20 protein-coding genes and 4 pseudogenes are annotated in these 20830 nt (G+C 44.1%); 15 read left to right on the top strand and 9 right to left on the bottom strand.

Annotation, left to right across the window (positions count from 1 at the left end):
• Positions 1-21: 21 nt before the first annotated feature.
• Positions 22-804 (top strand): ribonuclease H1 domain-containing protein, encoded by a 783-nt coding sequence (locus tag BTO10_RS11185; RefSeq protein ID WP_105024566.1) that lies wholly within the window; start codon positions 22-24, stop codon positions 802-804.
• A gap of 102 nt (positions 805-906) precedes the next feature.
• Here BTO10_RS11185 and BTO10_RS11190 read toward each other — a convergent pair whose 3' ends face one another.
• Positions 907-2052 (bottom strand): glycosyltransferase family 4 protein, encoded by a 1146-nt coding sequence (locus BTO10_RS11190; protein ID WP_105024567.1) that lies wholly within the window; start codon positions 2050-2052, stop codon positions 907-909.
• Positions 2053-2347: 295 nt separating this feature from the next.
• On the opposite strand from BTO10_RS11190, the gene BTO10_RS11195 reads away from it, so the two are divergent.
• The 7 genes and pseudogenes from BTO10_RS11195 (at position 2348) to BTO10_RS11225 (ending at position 8144) form a co-directional block, all read left to right on the top strand.
• Complete coding sequence (locus tag BTO10_RS11195) at positions 2348-3274, top strand: glycosyltransferase family 2 protein (protein WP_105024568.1); 927 nt, start codon at positions 2348-2350, stop codon at positions 3272-3274.
• A 16-nt stretch (positions 3275-3290) separates the two neighbouring features.
• The gene (locus BTO10_RS11200) at positions 3291-4727 is read left to right on the top strand and encodes a lipopolysaccharide biosynthesis protein (RefSeq protein WP_105024569.1); all 1437 of its coding nucleotides are present in this window, start codon (positions 3291-3293) and stop codon (positions 4725-4727) included.
• A gap of 74 nt (positions 4728-4801) precedes the next feature.
• Positions 4802-5119 (top strand): hypothetical protein, encoded by a 318-nt coding sequence (locus BTO10_RS11205; RefSeq protein WP_105024570.1) that lies wholly within the window; start codon positions 4802-4804, stop codon positions 5117-5119.
• Between the two features lie 127 nt (positions 5120-5246).
• Positions 5247-5861 (top strand): LysE family translocator, encoded by a 615-nt coding sequence (locus BTO10_RS11210; protein WP_004739976.1) that lies wholly within the window; start codon positions 5247-5249, stop codon positions 5859-5861.
• Positions 5862-5882: 21 nt separating this feature from the next.
• Positions 5883-6863 (top strand): phosphotransferase enzyme family protein, encoded by a 981-nt coding sequence (locus BTO10_RS11215; RefSeq protein WP_105024571.1) that lies wholly within the window; start codon positions 5883-5885, stop codon positions 6861-6863.
• Between the two features lie 36 nt (positions 6864-6899).
• A complete protein-coding gene (locus BTO10_RS11220; RefSeq protein ID WP_004739978.1) occupies positions 6900-7676 on the top strand; it encodes a phosphotransferase family protein in 777 nt (258 codons plus the stop codon).
• 33 nt (positions 7677-7709) lie between these two features.
• Positions 7710-8144 (top strand): annotated as a pseudogene (locus BTO10_RS11225) (GNAT family N-acetyltransferase).
• 56 nt (positions 8145-8200) lie between these two features.
• On the opposite strand, the gene BTO10_RS11230 reads toward BTO10_RS11225, so the two are convergent.
• The 4 genes from BTO10_RS11230 to BTO10_RS11245 all read right to left on the bottom strand — a co-directional run bounded on the left by BTO10_RS11230 (position 8201) and on the right by BTO10_RS11245 (position 11409).
• Positions 8201-8668, bottom strand: a complete 468-nt coding sequence (locus BTO10_RS11230; RefSeq protein WP_105024572.1) for a DUF3429 domain-containing protein — start codon at positions 8666-8668, stop codon at positions 8201-8203.
• A complete protein-coding gene (locus BTO10_RS11235; protein ID WP_105024573.1) occupies positions 8665-9210 on the bottom strand; it encodes a glutathione peroxidase in 546 nt (181 codons plus the stop codon). Before BTO10_RS11235 ends, BTO10_RS11230 begins: the two co-directional genes overlap by 4 nt.
• Positions 9211-9294: 84 nt before the next feature.
• A complete protein-coding gene (locus BTO10_RS11240) occupies positions 9295-10638 on the bottom strand; it encodes an ABC1 kinase family protein (RefSeq protein WP_105024574.1) in 1344 nt (447 codons plus the stop codon).
• Between the two features lie 384 nt (positions 10639-11022).
• Positions 11023-11409, bottom strand: coding sequence for a thiol-disulfide oxidoreductase DCC family protein (locus tag BTO10_RS11245; RefSeq protein WP_004739984.1), 387 nt, complete (start codon positions 11407-11409; stop codon positions 11023-11025).
• Positions 11410-11571: 162 nt separating this feature from the next.
• Here BTO10_RS11245 and BTO10_RS11250 point away from each other — a divergent pair, with 162 nt between their 5' ends.
• From BTO10_RS11250 to soxR, 4 genes and pseudogenes are all read left to right on the top strand, one after another.
• On the top strand, positions 11572-12129 hold the full coding sequence (locus BTO10_RS11250) for a DUF1439 domain-containing protein (RefSeq protein ID WP_105024575.1): 558 nt from the start codon (positions 11572-11574) through the stop codon (positions 12127-12129).
• 203 nt (positions 12130-12332) lie between these two features.
• Positions 12333-13895: pseudogene (locus BTO10_RS11255) on the top strand (glutamate synthase-related protein).
• 247 nt (positions 13896-14142) lie between these two features.
• Positions 14143-14664, top strand: a complete 522-nt coding sequence (locus tag BTO10_RS11260) for an NADPH-dependent FMN reductase (protein WP_105024576.1) — start codon at positions 14143-14145, stop codon at positions 14662-14664.
• A 187-nt stretch (positions 14665-14851) separates the two neighbouring features.
• On the top strand, positions 14852-15292 hold the full coding sequence (gene soxR / locus BTO10_RS11265; RefSeq protein ID WP_105024577.1) for a redox-sensitive transcriptional activator SoxR: 441 nt from the start codon (positions 14852-14854) through the stop codon (positions 15290-15292).
• A 63-nt stretch (positions 15293-15355) separates the two neighbouring features.
• Here soxR and BTO10_RS23725 read toward each other — a convergent pair.
• Positions 15356-15521 (bottom strand): annotated as a pseudogene (locus BTO10_RS23725) (carbohydrate deacetylase); the annotation flags it as partial.
• Positions 15522-15594: 73 nt separating this feature from the next.
• Here BTO10_RS23725 and BTO10_RS11275 point away from each other — a divergent pair.
• Positions 15595-15843, top strand: a pseudogene (locus BTO10_RS11275) (L-serine ammonia-lyase, iron-sulfur-dependent, subunit alpha); the annotation flags it as partial.
• A 105-nt stretch (positions 15844-15948) separates the two neighbouring features.
• On the opposite strand, the gene BTO10_RS11280 reads toward BTO10_RS11275, so the two are convergent.
• A complete protein-coding gene (locus BTO10_RS11280) occupies positions 15949-16434 on the bottom strand; it encodes an Lrp/AsnC family transcriptional regulator (protein ID WP_004739989.1) in 486 nt (161 codons plus the stop codon).
• Positions 16435-16554: 120 nt separating this feature from the next.
• Here BTO10_RS11280 and BTO10_RS11285 point away from each other — a divergent pair, with 120 nt between their 5' ends.
• The gene (locus BTO10_RS11285; RefSeq protein ID WP_004739990.1) at positions 16555-17154 is read left to right on the top strand and encodes a LysE family translocator; all 600 of its coding nucleotides are present in this window, start codon (positions 16555-16557) and stop codon (positions 17152-17154) included.
• 159 nt (positions 17155-17313) lie between these two features.
• Here BTO10_RS11285 and ahpF read toward each other — a convergent pair whose 3' ends face one another.
• Positions 17314-18906: an alkyl hydroperoxide reductase subunit F gene (ahpF, locus tag BTO10_RS11290; RefSeq protein WP_105024578.1), complete on the bottom strand. Its 1593-nt coding sequence runs from the start codon at positions 18904-18906 to the stop codon at positions 17314-17316.
• Between the two features lie 201 nt (positions 18907-19107).
• Positions 19108-19665, bottom strand: a complete 558-nt coding sequence (gene ahpC / locus BTO10_RS11295; RefSeq protein ID WP_063522278.1) for an alkyl hydroperoxide reductase subunit C — start codon at positions 19663-19665, stop codon at positions 19108-19110.
• 438 nt (positions 19666-20103) lie between these two features.
• Between ahpC and BTO10_RS11300 the strand changes: the two genes are divergently transcribed.
• On the top strand, positions 20104-20595 hold the full coding sequence (locus BTO10_RS11300; RefSeq protein ID WP_004739993.1) for a VOC family protein: 492 nt from the start codon (positions 20104-20106) through the stop codon (positions 20593-20595).
• Positions 20596-20830 lie beyond the last annotated feature (235 nt).

The raw sequence follows: 20830 nt of genomic DNA on the forward strand, positions 1-20830 counted from the left end.
AGTTTTTGGTAAGGAGTTAATTTGGCTAAGAAATATTATGTGGTTTGGAAAGGTCGCACACCCGGTATTTTTACCACTTGGAACGAATGTAAAGCTCAGGTCGATGGCTTTGCAGGCGCGAGATATAAATCGTTTCCAACACTGGGAGAGGCTGAATCTGCCTTTGGTGGTAGCTCGTCTTTTGCGACTAAAGCTGTGCCAGGTTCTAAGTCTGCATTTCCAAAGTCCAGTGGTGCAAACAAGTCAAAGACTCCACCTCTTTCTCAGCAGCAAATTACTGACATGCCATTTGATATTAAAATCTTTACTGATGGTGCTTGTGAACCTAACCCAGGGGAAGCGGGAACGGGTTTAGCGGTTTATTTGAAGAATGATCTTACTGAACTATGGTATGGCTTGTACCAACCGATGGGGACTAACAATACTGCTGAGCTACAAGGCTTAGAACAGGCCTTTATTCTCGCAAAAGAGAAGCTGAAAGCTGGGCTGTCTGTTGCGATTTATAGCGACTCAAAATATTCGATAGACTGCATCACTAAGTGGGCATCAGGCTGGGAGAAAAAGGGCTGGACTAAATCTGGTGGCGAGATAAAAAACCTCGATATCATTAAAGCTGCTTATGCCCTTTATCAAGAGCTCGCTTCTCAAATCACTATCTACCACGTAAACGGTCACGTTGGTATTGAGGGCAATGAGCTGGCTGACCGAATGTCTATTGTGGCGATCTCTTCGAAAGAGCAAGATTTGATTCGTTACACCGAAACGGACGATCTTGCAGAGATATTAGCGCTACGTGCGGGTTAACAAGAACTGCTCGTGAGAGCACGACCTGTCTGAAGCGTTACCGCTTTGAGCTATGTAACGCTTTGTTTTATTTTCCATTCTACTCGAAAGTTTTAGCTGGCACTAAGCCGGGTTCTCTATCCAGTTAGACAACTGCTGGGCTTGCTTGAGAGAGTTAAACTTAGTCTCAACTCGTGCTCTGGCTCTCATCCCCATTTCTGCTCTTTCATCACTGCTAAGTTGAGCAAAACGCTCGATAGTTTCTCGTAACTCATCAACACTTTTCTCATTCACTAAAAAACCAGTCTCTGGAGTGACAATCTCCTTACACCCCATGATGTTTGTGGTGATAACGGGAACACCAACGGCCATCGCTTCTTTAAGCACTAAGGGGCCGGTATCGACACAGCCTGTTTCTGAAAAACAGAAAGGTGCCACTAAGCTGTCGTATTTAGGTAAGTTCTTCTTCACCCACTCGTGAGTTTGTGCACCATGGAAAGTCACGTTTCGGGTAAGTTCCTGATGCTCTACTTTCATCTTGAGTTGAGATTCTAAGTCGCCAGTTCCGATGATGTCTAAATGAATATTGAGTGGTTGCGCGATGGGAGCTAGTGCATCGATCAAGTGATGAACGCCTTTTTGTTCAACCAGACGACCGAGAAAGATTAGACGCAGGAGTTTAGTGTCGTTTTTAGGTTGTAGCTTAAACTGCTTAGTGTTCACACCACAGTGGAGCAGCTTCACATTCCCTTTAGCCATGCAATTGAAGTCGTTGAGCATGTCTTTACAAACGGCAACCACAAAATCACTCGAAGAGATCTTTTGTTCGATGTCGTAGGCAAATTCATAGACATCGTGTCCGTGGGCGACAAACGAGCAAGTAATATTGAGCAGTTTGGCAGCGACAATGGCGTGTGCAGCGGTATGCTGACAGAAGTGTGCATGAACGTGGTCTATGTCTCTCTCCGCCAATTGCATTGCGAGTTTAAACCCGTATGCAAACAGTGACTTCTTCGGCATGCTGTTTTGTCTTGAAACAAATGAAAGTGCTTGGACAAAACCTAACCAATTAATGCGGGTGATTGTGCCTACACGGACATCTTGGCCAATTTTGACAATGTCGTAATCGAACGATTTTTCGCTGCTTTCAATTTTGAATGTCATTACGCAGACATGATGCCCGCACGCTTTCACGGATTCCACTTCCGTTTGGATAAAAGTTTCGCTAAGCACCGGATATGTCGGCGCAACGAACGCTACTTTCTTCATTTTTCTCTCCCTCAATGAAGGCCACTACAGTTGAATAAGCAAGATATGAACCAAGATTAAAACCCTTTTGGGAGGGACTTTTTGATGCTTTTCCTGACCTTATACGTCGCTTAACGCTGTTTTTCTCAAAATAGAAATCAATTTTAAATTGTGTGCTTTCTGGCGTGTTGTGCTCAGTTGTCATTTTGCGAATAGAGCCGTAAGTGGCTGATATGAATGCACTCTAATCGTTTTCTGAACTCGGCATAGAAGATGCACTGTTAGCTGTACAAGAAATAATTGAGAGAGCGTCATTATGGCTAAAGTGAGTATTGTTATCCCAACCTATAATTGCTTGGACTATCTGCCAAAGGCAATTGGCAGCGTATTACAACAAACCCATCAAGACATTGAACTCATCATTATTGATGACAATAGCAATGATGGAACGTCGACTTATCTCGCGTCGATTCAAGATCACCGGATCGTTAAGTTATCAACTTTGGGAGTAGGAGCACCACAAGCAAGAAATCTAGGTATAGAGAAGGCAACTGGTGAATTTATTGCCTTTTTAGATGCGGATGATTTCTGGTTTCCTGAAAAAATTGAGCGCCAGCTCGAGTTCCACCAACGATACCCTGACATGGCGATGAGTTTTACTAACTACGAGCACCTAACAGAAGACTATGAAGTTATTGTTGATTGCTTTAGCTATTGGTCGCAATTTCAAAATAGAGATGAGCAGTTCATCAACATCGATAACCCACTAGAGTTCATCATTGAGAATAACGTGATTGGTACGTCGACCGTTATGGTGAAAGCCGATGTGTTTTCTCAAACCGATAGCTTTAATGCCGACATCAAGTATGGCGAAGATTGGGAGTTGTGGCTTCGAATGAGTGAAAACCATCAGATTGGTGTGTTGAACTCTGTTGAGGTGGGCTACTTAATGAGAGCAACATCAGTGACTCAAACTGAAGACCTCAAGCTCAGAAACCTAGCTTCTATAGAGACCATTCTTCAGCGTTATCAAAATAACAGCCAGCGTTGGAATTTACCTCAGTCTAGTTTTAAAGTTGCAAAGGCGAGAATATTAGAGGGTTATGCAGACTATTATCGAAGCTTGCAACAGAACAGACAGGCTATTGTCTACAGTTTCCGCTCTTTAGTGATGGCCCCTCAAAAACGTACATTGCGACATTTGATAGGTGACTGTAAGAGTTTCCTAAAGCCTGTTTGGTAAGGGATCGGTGACTCGTATGGGTTCGTTAAAACAGTCAGCCTATTACGCTATTGGCATATTGATGATGAAAGGGATTTCTTTGGTGATGATCCCTTACATTACTCACAAAATGACGTTGGCAGAATATGGATCATTAGAAGCGATCGTCTTACTGGCGGACATCGGTACGATCCTGTTTAGTTTCGGTATTGTTGAATCGATGTATCGTTACGTTGGCGTCGCTGAAGGTGATGAGAAGCGCAAGCTGATATCTAACTGCTTTACGCTCAGTTTAGTGGTGTGTGTACTCGGCGGCGTGCTCATTGCGCTCAGTATGCCTCTGTTGCTGCTGATGTTACCTGTTGAATTCAAACCTTATCAGATCGTTCTTTTACTCATTCCTACGATACTCGATGGGGCAATATCTATCCCTCTTACTTTGATGCGAATGAACGCCATGGCGAAACGTTTTTGCCAACTCAACGTATTGAAAGCCGGTGTTCAGGCTATTATGACGTTTGGCCTGCTCGAAGCGGGTTATGGCATTGATGGCGTGCTGATTTCTGCCGCTGCTTCTAGTCTGCTATTGATGCTTTGTCTGGTGAGTTATCAATGGCAGCAGATGGGCAGTTTAGGTTGTTTTCAATATTCAGCAAAGATCTTGAAATTTGGGTTACCAACCTTGGTTGGCGGGGCATCCATTTACATGATCACCGGGCTAGATCGCTGGGTGATGGCAAGTTTTGTTGGAGTAGAGGAGCTGGCCATTTATGCGGTTAGTGGTAAGTTTGCGTTAATTCTAGGCTTGCTACTGCAACCTTACGCGCTTTGGTGGTTTCCAAACCGAGTCGCCATGCTTCAGCAACCTGGTGGTAGCAAGATGTGTGCAGACAGAGCCTTAATCGGAGTTAACCTAGCCATAGTGTTAGGGGGCTTGATGATCTTAACTGTCCCTGGCTTCATTTCTCTTATCTTACCAAGCAGTTATCATAAGGCTGGGGTTATAGTGGTCGCATTGCTGGCTATCGCTGTTATTAAAAGTGCAGGCGACTACCTCAATTTAGGCTGTTTCAGCGGTAACTCAAGTCAATCTCAGATGTGGATACAAGGCGGCTGTGCGGTATTGGCAGCAATTGGTTATTTTACCATTACCCCAATATACGGAGTGTGGGGCGTGATTGCGGTTCTGTGTGCTATTTATACTTTGAGGCTACTGGTTCTGTATTTTGTTAGCCAATCGATGGAGCGTTTGCCTTATGATCATCGTAGATGGATAACTGCACTCAGCATTGCCATTGTCGCTATTGCTGGTGACCGTGTTCTAGGACTTTTCCTGGTCGATGTCCATGAGTTTGTTTTAGGAACCGTTGTTGCATTGATTACGCTGGTGGCCTTTGTGAAATATTCGGTGATCGTTATTCCACAGGCTCTACTTGATAAGCTCACACCGGAAAAACAGTCACACGCCAACTAAATAAAACACTGTTCATTATTAACTGAATTAGATAGTATTTATAAATTAAATGAATGCTTACTACGGAAAGATATATGAATAAGTGGATTGTAGTTTCAGCGTTTTGCTCAACTCTGTCTTATGCTTCTACTGAGCTTGTTAACCAAGATTTATTGTCTCACCATTTTAATGCCCCAGAGCCTCCATCTTTGAAAAAGCAACACAGCGTTTGTAACAGCCTTGTCTGTAATTCGATATCCGAACCACAATTAGTTTCTTCTGCGGGGGATTTTCCTGAACGCGAATCGAACCCAACAATAGATACGATAACCAGCGCAATCTACTTTGTGGGTGAAATGGGCGTTGCTGAAAACCTATCAACTCCAGAATATGAAAAATTCTTTGAGAATTAGTTGAAAGTGAGGATGGCCGACCAGTATCTCTTTTTATGGCTTGCTAAAAAGATAAACTTTAATTATGAAGGGACATTTTAACTTTAATGATTCAATTGCCTTGGCATATTGAAACTAGGACATACCAATGGAAATATGGAAGTTGCTGCTGTTTATTCCAGCGTGCTTTGCGCTGAACATGACGCCTGGCCCAAATAATCTTTTGTCGATGAATAATGCCCGTTGCTATGGCTTTAAAGCTGCATTTATCGCAGGGTTAGGCAGAATTGTTGCTTTCTCTGGCATGATTGCGTTGGCGGCGTCTGGCTTGGCCGTCGTTCTTTATACTTCTGAGACCTTGTTCTTTTTTATCAAGCTGTTTGGCGCAATGTATCTATTGTGGATCGCGTTTAATTTATGGCGTTCTCAAGTTAGCCCTATCGTAGGCATCGAACGCAATAAAAACTGGTTTGGTCTAGCTAAACAAGAGTTCGCCCTTGCGGCTGGCAACCCCAAAGCGATACTCATCTTTACCGCATTTCTGCCTCAATTCGTTGATGTTTCAGCCAATGTAAACACACAATTCTTCATTCTAGGTGTCACATTCCTAGTGCTAGAGCTGCTCGCGATATCTATCTACGCTGCCTTTGGTTTATATCTCAGAAATTGGTTCTCCAAGCCGCAAATGGCGAAGCGTTTCAACAAAGCGTGCTCGGTTTTTCTTGCTCTATCCGGTGCTAATCTGCTGGTAAGTAGACAGTAACGAATTAGGGCTGAAAGTAATATGGTAAGTACAGAAATCCTCTCTCATTGGCCAGAAACCAAACCCCATATGTCCTTAGCTGAAGTTACTCTTGGGGCAAACAACTCGGTGTATAAGGTTGAATCTACGCCAGCTTTCTTTTTGAGGAAGTACCGGGCTCATGATGCCAGCCGTATAATGAATGAGCATAAACTGCTGTTCTTTTTATCTCAAAAAGTACCCACTGTCGTGTCGCCTTGCCTCAGCACAGATGGTCAAAGCTTTGTTGAGGTCAATGGCGAATACTATGCGTTGTTTCCAGAAGCTCATGGTTCATTGATTGAGAAGCATGCTTTGACAGACAAGCATGCATTTGAAGCCGGCATTACCCTTGCTAAGCTTCATCGTCAGTTGAGTCTCTATCCTCGAAGTTTAATGCAAAACGAAATATTTCCAGTGGCTCAACTGTCATGGAACAGAGATCAATGGCTACAGCGTCTTGATAAGATCATTGCTGCTATCGAAGCAAAAGGGGATCAAAACGTTGAGGATGTCTGGGCGTTGCGAAGGTCTATGCAGCAACGTTGTTTTTTAGCAAGTGACCACAGTGTCCACTCTTATCAGACCAAAACCGAGCGAGTACTGATTCACGGCGACTTCCATCATTATAATCTCTTCTTTGATAATCGTTCTAAGGTGAGTGGTATTATTGATTGGGACTTGGTTCAATACATGCCACCTGCCTACGAAATAGCTCGGGCTTGCATGTACATGTTTGATATGGATGTGAAGAAGTCGGTCGAATTTGTTAGCGGTTATTTGTCCATTAATGAACTTTCAAAAGCGAGTATGACTGATGGAGTCTGTGCTTGGGGCATTTTTGCTGACCACCATATTTGGGCGTTGGAAGAGGTGTATTTAAAGCAGAACTTAGCCGCACGTAAATTCATACCTCATAAGAACTTTTTGCCTTTCGCTCGGCAATGGTCATTGATAGAGGCGCGCTTGGTAAATAAGCGATAAAGGAAAGGCGTTTCATTGTATTTTCAGGGAGCTCTAATGAGTAACAAAGACCTATCTAAAATGGGTTCGGCTAAGGTCACTCTTGTAAATCGTAACGGCGTACCTTGTATTCGAAAGCAAGGGGCGGGTGAAGTTGAGATTTCTTTTTACCAACATGCTGCGCAGCATTTGTCTGGTGTGCACAGTCCTAAATTGTTGGCTGTGGAAGGAGATACTCTGTTCATCGAGCACATTCCTCACTCTTTAACACTAAATGAGCTTCAAACAACTTCAGAGGTGTATCAGCAACTATCTCGTATTCATCAGTCTCAATACTCGCCGAGTTTTGCAGTGAAAGAGCATAGTTGGAGTACCAGTGACACTGAAGCAGCACTCATGTCTCTGAATTTACCTCAAGTGACTCAAGACAGCTTATTGCGTATCCAGCAGCATAGTGATGTTTTGTTTCACCATAACACCTTGCTTTCGGGTGATTCGAACGAAGGTAATTGGGGCAGAAGAGACAATGGTGAGCTCGTATTATTTGATTGGGAGCGTTTTGGTTATGGCAGCCCAGCTATCGATTTGGCACCGCTCGTTTCTCGGATGGGCACTTTGTCTGACTATGAGTTTATTGTTGACCAGTATCTACTTCATAACAATCTGATTTCCCGAGAAGATTTAATAAAACAATTGATCATCGCGAAAAGCTGGATCGTTGTCGAAGTCACGAATATTTTAGTCTCGCGTAACAACCCTGAAGCTTCGAAATACATCCACTGGTTTAGAGATCAATTACCAACTTGGTTAGCTAGCGTGGAAGGTCAGCTGTAACAAGGTTGGAGTCAAATCTATAAAGGTCTATCTATGAATATTGTCTGTGCGGAAAAACAGGAACTGGCTGAAATTTACCAGCTTGAACATGCTTTGTTTGGTGACCATGCCTATCCGCAATTTTTCATTCGTCAGGCATTTGATTGCTGGGGAAAAGGCTTATTAGTCGCTAAGCAAGACTCAAAGATTGCGGGCTATGTCTTAACGACAACCACGGACATGCAGAATGAGTTTTGGGTCCTATCATTAGCGGTAGACCCGAATTATCGCGGTATGGGAATTGGCCGGAAACTGATGCAACAGGCGGTTGAGTAGTTGTCGCGAGACGCTAAGCTTTTGCTCACTGTAGATCCAAATAACACATCCGCTTGCGCGCTCTACGCATCAATGGGATTTTCTACGATCAAACAAGAAGAAAACTATTTCGGTGATGATGAGCCGAGGTTAGTGATGCAGCTCATCATCTAGATTGTTGTTAACGGTTGTCAATCAAAGGCTCATGCTTCGAAGGCAGTCTCGTAGCTCTAGGTCAGCATCACGATACCGTGCATCAACACGACACTAGAGGTGAGCCGAGTTCTCATATCAAAGTAGCCGTCGGGACCTTGGCTCTGGTTCTCTTCTCTCATCGTCCTTTCAGCTCGCCAAACCGCCATATAACCAAGGATAAGAATCAGAGTTGTCACCAGTTCCTTTTGTTCGCCAAGCAATACGGCCAGCCAAGCGACGAGCACAATCGCGTTGCTTAGCAGTAGCGCTTTGTTGCTTGATTGGCTTTCAAAGTTCTCTATTCCATTTGCCCACAAAATCCCTGAAAGAAAGCTCAAAATTGCCACGCTGTAGGTGATGAAGAGCGTTTCACCGCTTATCCCCATAAATTGGCTGTCGGTGAGCGAAAGGAGAAGACCGAATAAAAACGGAATTAATCCCATGTACCCCAGTTTGGCCATGGTGTTACGGGTTTGAGTTGTTGCCATATAATCTGTATTCATAGCTGCTGCTCGATCGCGTTTTTGAGCGTAGCGCTCACTGGTGATGTGGAGCTAGGGAAGGTGGCGACGACTTTACCTTCTTTACTGATCAAGAATTTGTAAAAGTTCCACTTAGGCGTTACGCCCGCTTGCTGTTGTATCTCTGTAAACACGGGGTTGGCGTTGCTACCAGACAGTGAAGCTCGCGCCATCATAGGGAAGGTCACGCCGTAGTCGAGGTAACAGACTTTTGCCGTCTTCTCTTCGCTTCCCTTGTCTTGGCGAAAATCATTACTTGGGAAACCGATAACGGTGAAGTCTTGATCTTTGTAGGTTTGATGAAGTTGTTCGAGCTGCTCAAACTGCGGAGTGAAACCACATTGGCTCGCTGTATTTACCACCAACAGAGTTTTGCCTTTAAACTCATCGCACAGCGCGATTTCTTCGGTTGAATTTAGTAAGCGTTGCTGGCCACTGAGTATCTCGGGACAGCTCGCTGCAAAGGCGATGGAACTCGTGAGGCTTGTGATCAGTGCGGTTGAGCAAAGTAGTGAACATTTCATAGGGTTGGCTCATTTTAGTTGGCGTAATGGTTATTACTCTTGAGCACGATGAAATGATCACTTTGCGTATTATTTAGCGTCTCTTTAACTCGCGCTTTTAGTCGTGCATTTGTTCTCTGAGATAAGGTATGGAGAGACCAAGCGACTGATATTCACTTTCGCACCAAGGCGAGCCGCGAGTAGATACATACCTCCGATCTTTCGGTGTAAGAACAGCGCATCGGCAGGTGGGGTATGCCAATATTCTTGTTCCATGCTCAGAATTGTGCCGGCTTCACGAAGACGTTGCGCTAACCCACTTGCTTTGAAGTCGTAGTCTTCGTCTACTAACATCGGCTCACAAGCCATCTTCACTAGGTTTAGAATCGCTTGGCGTTGTTCAGGAAGAATTGTCTCGCTAAAGAATCCAATCTGCTCTAAAGCTTGGTTGAGCCCTTGCTCATCGTTGTTAATGACAGAGGAAAAGGCCAAACGATAACCCTCACTGAAGCGGTCACTGTACTCACGTGTTGCTCCGAAATCTAATAAGCCAATTTGTCGTGTGTTTTCAACGTAAAGGTAGTTGGCGAAATTGGGATCGGTTTGCACCATCTTAAAGTCGAACAACTCTCTGAATAGGAGCTCAAGCAAGCTGTGCATTACAAAGTCACGGGTGCTTTGGTCGTAACTTTCTATCTGTTCTATTGAAACGCCCTCAATGAAGTCCATAGCGAGCACGGATTCTGAAGAGACTTGCGGATGAACCTCAGGTACGACGAAGTGTGAGTGTTCTTTTAATGCATTGTAATAACGGGTCGCATAGTCAGCCTCGCGAGCATAGTCTGCTTCATCATGGAGTTGCTTTTTTGCTTCCTCTAACAAACCTTTGTAGTCGACCGATTTCGGTATCAGACCAACAATGTTGAGCAGTGTGCCGACGTTATCTACATCACTGTCGATACTTTTTCGAATCCCTGGATATTGGACTTTGACGGCGAGCTTGTCCCCAGCATCGCTGTAAGCTTGATGCACCTGGCCGATGGAGGCACTGGCTATCGGTTTAAAGTTGAAGGAAAGGAACTCGGTTTTCCAATCGTTCCCAAGTGAGCTCTCTAAGACTTGATTGAGCTGCTTTGTTGGCAGTGGGTCAGCGTCTGAGCGCAGGCGAGAAAGAATGTCGGCTAACTCCGGTTCTAAGACATCCCCCGCATCCATTGAAAGCATCTGTCCTAATTTCATAGCCGCACCGCGCAAGTGTGCGAGTTGATCGGTCAGGCGAGCGATGTTCTGTGGCGTTAACAGCAAATCCTTTGCCTTGGGCCTATTGCCTTGTGCGATTTGCTTGGTGCCTTCTGTTAGCACGTTACTTGCGACTCTTGTCGCCAGCGAGGCGAACTTACTAAATCTAGAAAGTCGATGAGTGGGAAGGTTTCTCTCTTTTGCCGACATAAAGTCTCTCTCTGGGAATTAGGTGTGATACCAATCGAATTAAATAACGGTTCACCCTAGCTTGTTAAAAAACTCGATAACTTCGTTAGATTTTTTTGATTGTAGAATAACTACTTATCGAAAAATCTGTCTTGTTCTCAAGCTTTTTCCCTGCGCTATTTTTGACCCCTTACTTACTGTGATTGGTTTGACTACAAAGTTCTATCAATCATTACACAACCGTTTGTTATGTTGTGATAACTTGTCGCCTGAATCAGTAACTCGATTGAAAAGGACGAAGCATGAAGTTTATTTGGTTGAAAGTCGCTCTTACCGTATTAGTATTTGCTGCACTGTTTGGCATCGTTTACTACAAAGTCGCCAGTGGTATGTCTTAAATCACTACTATTTGGTACAGCTGTTTCCATTGCAACGTGATTTTCCGGTCAGCCAGAATGAGATCTTATATCGATTCTTGGCAAACCTTAGGTAGCACCAGTCTGCAAACGGCTTAAATATGGCCCAACGTAATGGCGCATAAAGCCAACCTTTTCCTACTAAGTTCCATGCTTGGTAGGTCACGTCCAACCCCAGAACTAGCTTCCCGTTCTCATCGAGAGCATGCAGAACGGTGTTAGCCGCATTCGCATCAATCTGAGGGTAGCTTGCAAACGCTTCACTATAGATGTCGATGGTCTGAATCTTGTTTTTAGTATCGTACTTGGCGAGCGCAGCCATCTCTTTTGCACACAGTGGACACGTTCCATCATAAAATATTGTTAATTCAGTCATTGATTTCTTTACTATTTTTGCCATTTCCAAGCTATACGCGAATGTTGATTAAGTGGATCATTCCGCCTACATATCCGACACTGTCAGTGTGACGACTGTTTTACGATATCATCTCGAGGTAACATCCGTTCCATGCAATTAGAAATTAAGAGTCGAATTTACATGACAACCAAGCTAATTAATCGCTTAATCATCACCTGTATCGCGCTCATCTTGAGTGGTTGTGTCAGCTACAGCATTACCGAACAAGAGATGACAGAATATCTTGCTGATTCAGTCATGCTTGAACAAGAGGTAGGTGTACAAAGCGTGATGTATGCGCAAGTCGCGGTCGATGATCTACAAGTGAAAATTGGTCGAACAGATGAACAGCGAGTGTCAGTGTTAGCGAACACCAATGCAAAAGTTCAAGTGTTCAATATGCCGAATATGGGGTTAGACCTAGATTTAGAATTCAGCGCGATTCCTGAATATGATAAGGAAAGCGGTGAAGTGTACCTCAAGTCATTGCGTCTAGAGCGATTTGAAGAGAAGGAGCAACAGCTATCTCCTGAGATTGAAAAGCTGCTTAAGCCTGCGGTATCGATGATCGGTTTTGCTTTGTCTCAATCTCCCGTATTCAAACTGGATAGCAACAAGGTTCAAGAGTCGTTGATCAAGTCATCAGAACCGAATCTGGTGATCCGAGATAACAAACTGGTCATCGAGTTGTTTGATTAATCTCACGTCCATTCGTTTCTACTAAGCTATCGCACATAATGGCTGCCTATTGGGCGGCCATTTTTCTTTCTATTGAGTTGGTTCACTAACCCTATCTATTGAGCCATTTATTGAATTAGCCGCGTATCTCACCTTTACTTTACTCTTGTGAGCAAGTCATCGCTTCAGTCATCAAATCATAAGAAAGAAAAGGTGAGCGAACTATGAAGAGTCCAGTAATTGCGGATAACAAACCCGTAAAAGTAGAGCTGACGAAGGGAGAGGAGTATTACTTCAGTACCTGTGGGAAATCGAAAAGCCAACCGTTTTGTGCCGGTTCTCATGCCGGTACGGGGTTCAAACCGAAAAGCTTTGTCGCCGAAGAGGACGGTGATGCTTACCTTTGCCGTTGCAAGTATTCTAACAACCTTCCTTTTTGCGATGGCACTCATAAACAGTTCACTGCGGAGCAAGTTGGGCAAGAAGGCCCTGAAGTTCACATTTAAGCGGCTGCCCCTGATTTATCCCCTGCAGCAACCGCAACCAAAGAATAGCCTACCGTGGAGTTTATTCACCAACTAGCGCGTGATGGCTTGTCCAAAGTAGGACGTCATGGGCCTATGACCTCTATGGGTGTACCTAGGCACCTCTTGCCTCACTGGGATGACATTCAAGTGATGGTTGCGCAAATGGCCACCAAGCCTTTATTGGAAAATGTGCCAGTAGGAACGGAACTGATTATTGGCCCTAACGCCAGAAAACCATTGAAGCTCAATATTCCGCTGTTTGTATCGGACATGAGTTTTGGGTCGCTATCTGAGGAGGCGAAAGTGTCTTTGGCGACAGGAGCTGAACTTGCAGGAACCGGGATATGCTCAGGGGAAGGCGGCATGTTACCCGAGGAACAGGCCGCCAATTCTCGTTACTTTTATGAGTTAGCTAGTGCTCAGTTTGGTTACGATGAAGCCAAGCTAAAAAATGTTCAAGCCTTTCATTTTAAAGGTGGGCAAGGCGCAAAAACCGGAACGGGCGGGCATCTGCCTGGCGTCAAAAATATCGGTAAGATCGCGGAAGTACGTGGTATTGAAGCGAGCACTGCGGCGATTTCTCCTCCTACTTTTAAAGATTTAAAAACCGCAGCGGATTTCAAGAAATTCGCCGACCGAGTTCGAGAAGTGACGAGCGGTATCCCAATTGCCTTTAAACTAAGTGCTAACCATATCGAAGAAGATATTCAGTTTGCATTGGATGCCAGTGCCGATTACATCATTTTAGACGGTCGAGGCGGCGGTACTGGGGCTGCGCCAGAAATGTTCCGAGATCATATCAGTGTGCCAACGATTCCAGCTTTGGCTCGCGCTAGAGCCTACCTTGATAAACAAGGCGCCAGTGACCGAGTTACATTGATCATCACGGGTGGTTTACGTGTGCCGATGGACTTTGTAAAAGCGATGGCGCTTGGTGCTGATGGTGTCGCTATCTCAAATAGTGCCATGCAGTCGATAGGATGTGTGGCAGCGAGAATGTGTAACACTAATAATTGCCCGGCGGGTATCGCGACTCAAAAGGCCGACTTACGCCAGCGTTTAAATGTCGAGAAGGCTTCGAATCAGCTTAAAAACTTCTTCGAGGCGTCGACCGAATTAATGCAAGTGATGGCGAGAGCGTGTGGACATGATCATCTGAATCAATTCAACCCTCACGATTTGACTACATGGAATCGTGAGATGGCAGAACTATCGGGCGTTGCCTATTCTGGTGTTGGTCCACTCAATCCACTTAAGTAAACAGCACGTCGTTAAAGCACATTCACTGGATTTGTGAGTGTGCTTGTGTTCTCCATTAAATTATCAACCCATTTACACATTACAAATCATTGTTTTATAAGTACTTTTAAATTATTTCCTGTTTTTTTGAAAATATCGCTTTACCTAAAGTTAACTTGAGGTTTTATCATCCTTCCCAATCTAAAAATACAAACCATCATTTTTTCACTTCTAAAGAAATGTTTCTAACCAAATTTGAGGATAAATAATGAAAGTATTAGCGATTGGCGCAACTAACAGTACAACATCAATCAACCAACAGCTTGCAGCATACACCGCAGGTTTAGTCGAAGGCGCGCAAGTTGAGGTGCTTGATCTCAATGATTTTGAGATGCCAATTTATAGCGAGAAGAGAGAGCAAGACTCGGGCATTCATCAACACGCTCAACGCTTCTTTGACAAAATCGGAGAATCAGACGCGGTAGTCATCTCTTTTGCAGAATACAACGGTTCATACACAGCGGCGTTTAAAAATGTGTTTGATTGGGCATCACGCATCGATATGAAAGTGTACCAAGGCAAACCTGTGGTGATGCTTGCAACTTCTCCTGGCCCAGGTGGTGCGACCTCGGTGCTGTCTTCTGCAGTGAACTCAGCGCCTTACTTTGACGCAGACGTGAAAGGTTCGATGTCAGTGCCAAGCTTCTACGATAACTTTAATATGGAGACGGGCGAGATGACTAACCTAGAGATGATCGAGAATCTTAAGATGATCATGAAGAAGGTCTGAATATAAGATTTATATTTTACACTAAGCTAAATCAGCCATCATTTGACGGCTGCTTTTTGTTTCAGGTAAAGATGTTTCACGTGTTGTCAACGTAATTTAGTCAATATAGCTAAACTTAAGGTTAACTTTAGCTATAATCCAAAACGAATTTGAATCTATCTGCAATACATTCAGGGAAAGTAACAACATGAAAAACATCGTGTATTTAACGATTGGTCAACTCTCGGAGCGCAGTGGTGTCGCACCCTCGGCTCTGCGTTTTTATGAAACCAAAGGATTGATTGCCTCTATCCGCACCAATGGTAATCAACGACGATATCAATCAGCGATGCTGAGACGGATTGCCCTGATTCAAGTCGCTCAGTCGATAGGTTTCACGCTAGAAGAGATCACCGAAGAGTTGTCTAGCTTGCCGATGAACCACACCGCAACTAAGCGCGATTGGGAGCGAGTGGCAAAGAAATGGAAGGAGCAACTCGACAGTAAGATGGCACAGATCCGTTCACTACAAGAAAATCTCACAGGCTGTATTGGCTGCGGCTGTCTGAGCATGCAGAAATGCCATCTATTGAACCCAGAAGATATTCTGCATGACCAAGGTCAGGGTGCTCAGCGTATTTTCGACTAGATTAATTTTAGGATTTAGCTAAAGCTGATCGAATTCAATGCACTCAATACCATTGTCAGGGAGCTATTGTTGTAAGGCCGGATTCGTCAATAAGGCGTGTTCTTCCACTCGCTTAGTGAGGTAGCTAGATAGTGATCTCTGTTCTTCACTGGCAAAAAACGGGATGGCACATCAACTCGATCGTGCCGTTATGCATTATGGCTTTGTGGCTCAACAGCAAATCGTGCAATTTATATCAGTGCAATGACGTTTGTAGGCATGACTGGTTAGGTTTATAACTCTGGTATGGAAGCGATGATTGTTCATTAGGTATGACGTGTGACCCAATTGGTGGTTTGGTACAAGTGCCGTGTATTGAGCGAAATGCGATGGGTGCGATGAAAGCAATTAATGCATCTCGCATGGCATTAAAGCGTAATAGTAAATCCTTGATCTCACTTGATAAGGTTATCGCGACCATGTATCAAACGGGTAAAGATATGAATAAGAAGTATCGTGAAACGTCATTGGGCGGTTTAGCGCTAATTCATCTCGCACACCCTTGTGAGTAGGAGCTAACTCAGTCTCAAGCCTTTCTGAGGCAGATACTCTTATAAGTAAGACAACAAAAAGCCCAGTCGCATTATCGCTGACTGGGCTTCTAAGTTTTCAATCCACTAATCTTGCAGTGGCAGTTGGTAGCTGTTTTTAAGCTCCTTCACTGAAATGTTAGATTGAATTGCACTGACGCCTTTCACTCGTCGAATTGAGCTGATTCGCTCAAAATACTCTTCCAGATCTCTCGCCAAAACCTGAATCATGTAATCGGCACCGCCTGCAATGCAGTGACACATGGTGATCCAGTCTGTCACTGCGACAAATTCTTCAAAAGGCTCGGTGTTTTCAACCTCATGGTTACCGAGTGTCACTAGGGTAAAACCTGCCACATGAAGCCCTAGCTTTTTGCGATTAAGCTGCGCGGTATAGCCATCAATATAGCCCGTCTCTTCCATGCGTTTCCAACGACGCCAGCAAGGTGTTTCACTCAGGTTGACCTTCTCGGCAAGCTTGCTGTTACTCATGCGCCCATCTTTTTGGATATGTCCAAGAATGGCAATATCCGTATCATCTAGCACTTCATTGGTGGATTCTTTCACTTTCATGGTGTTTTTAGAGGAATTCTGCTCAAATTTGATTTTATACTAGCGCATATAGCAATTTAATTCCTACTCGAATCGGTAAACTCTTCTCCCAATAACGTTTTATTTACTAGGAGAGAAAGAATGAGCGCTCAATTAATGCTAGCGTTCTTGTTGTTTTCAATATCGATTGGAATTACACCGGGAGCAGGAAACATTGCATTGCTTGGGATATCAAGTCGATATGGATTTGCGGCAACATTGCCTTTTGTCTCTGGTAACGCTTTTGGCATTATCATCATACTGGCGGGTTCAAGTGCTGGCTTAGTGAGCCTATTTACCCTTTACCCAGAGATCTACACGGTAATGAAGTACCTTGGGGCGGCTTATTTACTGTTTATGGCGTGGTCGATTGCCAATATGGAAATTGAGCAAGAAGAGTCGGTGAATCGCTCAGGGTTCATGTCTGGCGTTTTGATTCAAGTATTGAACCCGAAAGGATGGATTGCTTCGTTAACGGTGTTTTCTCAGTTTATTACCACACAGGCAGATTACCTGATTCAAGTGGTGACGATTACCACTATCATGGTCGGAACTGGTGTCTTGTGTATGTTGGTTTGGGCGTATTGCGGCACTATGTTGCAGCGCCTTCTGCAATCACCAAAACAAATGGTGATGGTTAACCGCTGTTTGGGTGGAAGCCTAGCGTTAGTGGTTGCTTTTATGCTTTATCAACCAGCGTAGAGCGTCTTTACCAAAGAAAAAAACCACTCCTAAATCCATAGGAGTGGTGTCTAAATATCGACAAAGTCGTTAACGATAAACAGTCAGTTAATCATCACTAATAAGTTAATCATAACTGATACGTTAACAAGGACACTTAAGGAAAATTTGATTACAAGATTAAGCGGTTTCAGCTACTTTAACTGGAGCGGGGTTACGGATTAGGTGGTCAAATGCGCCTAGACTTGCTTTCGCACCTTCACCCATCGCAATGATGATCTGCTTGTAAGGTACTGTGGTTACATCGCCTGCTGCAAACACACCTTTCATCGATGTTGCGCCATGAGCGTTAATCTCAATCTCACCGCGTGGTGAAAGCTCAACCTTCGAACCTTTCAACCATTCGCTGTTCGGCATCAGACCGATTTGAACGAAGATACCCGCAAGCTCAATCTGTTTAAGCTCTTCAGTGTTGCGGTCTTTGTATTCCAGACCTGTTACGCGGTTTCCATCACCCAACACTTGTGTGGTTTGAGCCATTTTGATGATTTCGATGTTTGGCGTTGCGTTCGCTTTGTCGATAAGTACTTGGTCAGCACGTAGTGTGTCAGCAAACTCTAGCACGGTTACATGTTCCACAATACCTGCTAGGTCGATAGCCGCTTCGATGCCTGAGTTACCGCCACCGATAACCGCTGTTTTCTTACCTTTGAATAGTGGACCGTCACAGTGTGGGCAGTAAGCCACGCCTTTGTTGCGGTATTCTTGCTCACCCGGAACGTTCATTTCACGCCAGCGTGCACCTGTACTTGTGATAACAGAGCGAGCTCGCAGTGTTGCGCCACTCTCTAATTCAACGTGGATGTAGCCGTCTTTCGTGTCTTCTGCAGCAATGATGTTGGCAGCACGCTGCTCAGTCATTACTTCTACGCCGTACTCTTTTACGTGCTCTTCTAGGCTAGCCACTAACTTAGGACCCGTCGTCGCTTTCACTGAAATAAAGTTCTCAATTGCCATGGTATCCATGACTTGGCCACCAAAGCGGTCTGCAACGACACCAGTGCGAATGCCTTTACGTGCTGCGTAGATAGCTGCTGAAGAACCAGCAGGGCCACCACCCACAACTAACACGTCAAATGGCGCTTGTTGGTTTAGGTTTGTTGCGTTCTTTTCCGCTGCGCCAGAGTCTACTTTATTAAGGATCTCAGCTAGTGACATACGGCCTTGACCGAATAGTTCACCATTAATGAATACACTTGGTACCGCCATGATATCGCGAGACTTCACTTCCTCTTGGAATGCTGCGCCATCAATCATAGTGGTCTTAATCAGCGGGTTAATCGCTGACATCATGTTGAATGCCTGAACCACTTCTGGACAATTTTGGCACGATAGTGAGATGAAAATCTCTACATTAAGCTCTTGATCTAATTCTTTTATTTGCTCGATTACGTCAGCTTCAAGCCTGATAGGGTGACCACCACTATGAAGCAGTGCCAGTACCAGTGACGTGAACTCGTGACCCATTGGTAAACCGGCGAAACCGATCGCAGTACCTTTCTCTTGGTTGACTACCTGCATGATAGGGCTACGCGTGCTTGCGCTATCATCGCGAGTTACTTCAATTTTATCGGTTAAAGATGCGATGTCATTTGCTAGGCCTTGGAGTTTGTGTGCGGTATCGCTGTCATCTAGGCTCAGTACTAACTGAACATTGGTTTTTAAGTTTTCTAGGTATGCTTTTAGCTGCTGCTTCATTGCTTGATCTAACATAATCGTGCCTGCTCTTAAATTCTGTGTCGTGGTATTGACCAATACCTTCTTGCTGAAAAAGGAAAATAAAAAGGGGGCGCAAGTCGGCAAATTGAATGTGGTGTTGCTGCTTTGAAAGGGTGGCGCGCAACTGCCCTTTAGGAGGGAGGCCGAAGCGCGCCTGTAGAACCGTTTGATTTGTTCTTTTTAGATAGGCATAGATTAAATCTTACCTACTAGGTCCAGAGATGGTGCTAGAGTCTCTTCGCCTTCTTTCCATTTAGCTGGGCAAACTTCACCTGGGTTAGCCGCTACGTATTGTGCTGCTTTAACCTTGCGTAGTAGGTCTTCAGCGTCACGACCGATACCTTCAGCAGTGATTTCCATTGCTTGGATAATGCCTTCTGGGTCGATTAGGAACGTAGCACGGTCTGCTAGGCCTTGACCTTCACGCATTACGTTGAAGTTGTTTGTGATAGTGCCTGTTTGGTCACCTACCATGAAGTATTCGATAGTGCCGATTTTGTCAGAAGTATCGTGCCATGCTTTGTGAGAGAAGTGAGTGTCAGTTGATACTGAGTAAACTTCTACACCGCGAGATTGAAGCTCTGCGTATTTTTCTTGTAGGTCAACTAGCTCAGTTGGGCATACGAAAGTGAAGTCTGCTGGGTAGAAGAAGAACACTGCCCACTTGCCTTTAACGTCTTGCTCAGTGATTTCTACGAACTCGCCGTTTTTGAATGCTGTTGCGTTGAATGGTTTGATTTCTGTATTGATCATGTTTGGATTCTCTTTCTAATTTGTAGTGTTTAACGCTATCCCGCGTCGATGGAGATATATTGCATCCGCACCGAAAATTAGTGAAATCGGACATTTCTATAGATTCAATAGGTGATTCCTATCTTTGAAAGGAGAAAGTTATCGACAAAAGCTACCAAACGTCGGCAACACCTAATTTGAGTGACTATGCTCGTTAGGTTGTTCTCTACATTAGGCTTATCTCTATTAGCGTGAGTGCCTATGTATAGTGTGAGTATTTATTTGGCGTTTCTGAAGTGGGTTAGGATCTCATTGGTTTTTTTGATAATATAAAATTATTATTAATATAAATTATGATAATTTCATTTAATTAATAGCTCTACCTATACTCTCTTCATCGAAACGAAATACAGAAGCTAAGCTTCGAAAGCACAGAATAAAAACGAATTGGAGAAAGTTATGAAAATGAATCACGTAGGCATCATGGTAGGCGACATGGACAAAGCAGTAGAGTTTTATACTAAAGCCTTAGGCCTAAGAGTTGTAATGAACAACACTAAAGTGATGGAAGAACGCGAATCTGCAATCGGCCGCATGTGTATCGCTGTATTTGGTGAAGGCTTCAAAGGCTTCAACATTGCTCACCTAGTAACTTCAGACGGTATCGGTGTTGAGCTATTCGAAATGGTTGACCGCCAGGAGCGTCACGAAGTAGATTTCTCTCGTTTAGGTATCTTCCATTTCTGTCTGCAGCTTCCAAAAGAGCAATTTGATTCAGCTATCAAACGTGTAGAAGAGTTTGGCGGTAAAGTACGTATGGACATTCACCGTTATCACCCGGAAGACGAGCTAAAACAAGCACAAATGGTTTACCTAGAAGACCCGTTTGGCAACCTATTCGAATTCTACTCTCACTCATACGAAGATACGTACGCGACAGATTACGAGTAATCGCGTTATTGCCTTTAAGGTAGAAAACCTAAACACCCCCAAAGAGGATTGGTAGAGATACCAATCCTTTTTGTAGCTTGAACTCACATAGATTCGATTAAAGCGGTTACTAAGTTACCTATGCTAGTTAGATAATTAAATATTGTTAACTTTAGAGTTACCAATGAAATCAGAGAGCGCAGTAATTACTTTCTTCGTTATTTAATGAGGTGTTTTACACCATAACTTGGTTTTT

Source organism: Vibrio chagasii (genome assembly GCF_002954585.1).
GTDB classification, from domain to species: domain Bacteria; phylum Pseudomonadota; class Gammaproteobacteria; order Enterobacterales; family Vibrionaceae; genus Vibrio; species Vibrio chagasii_A.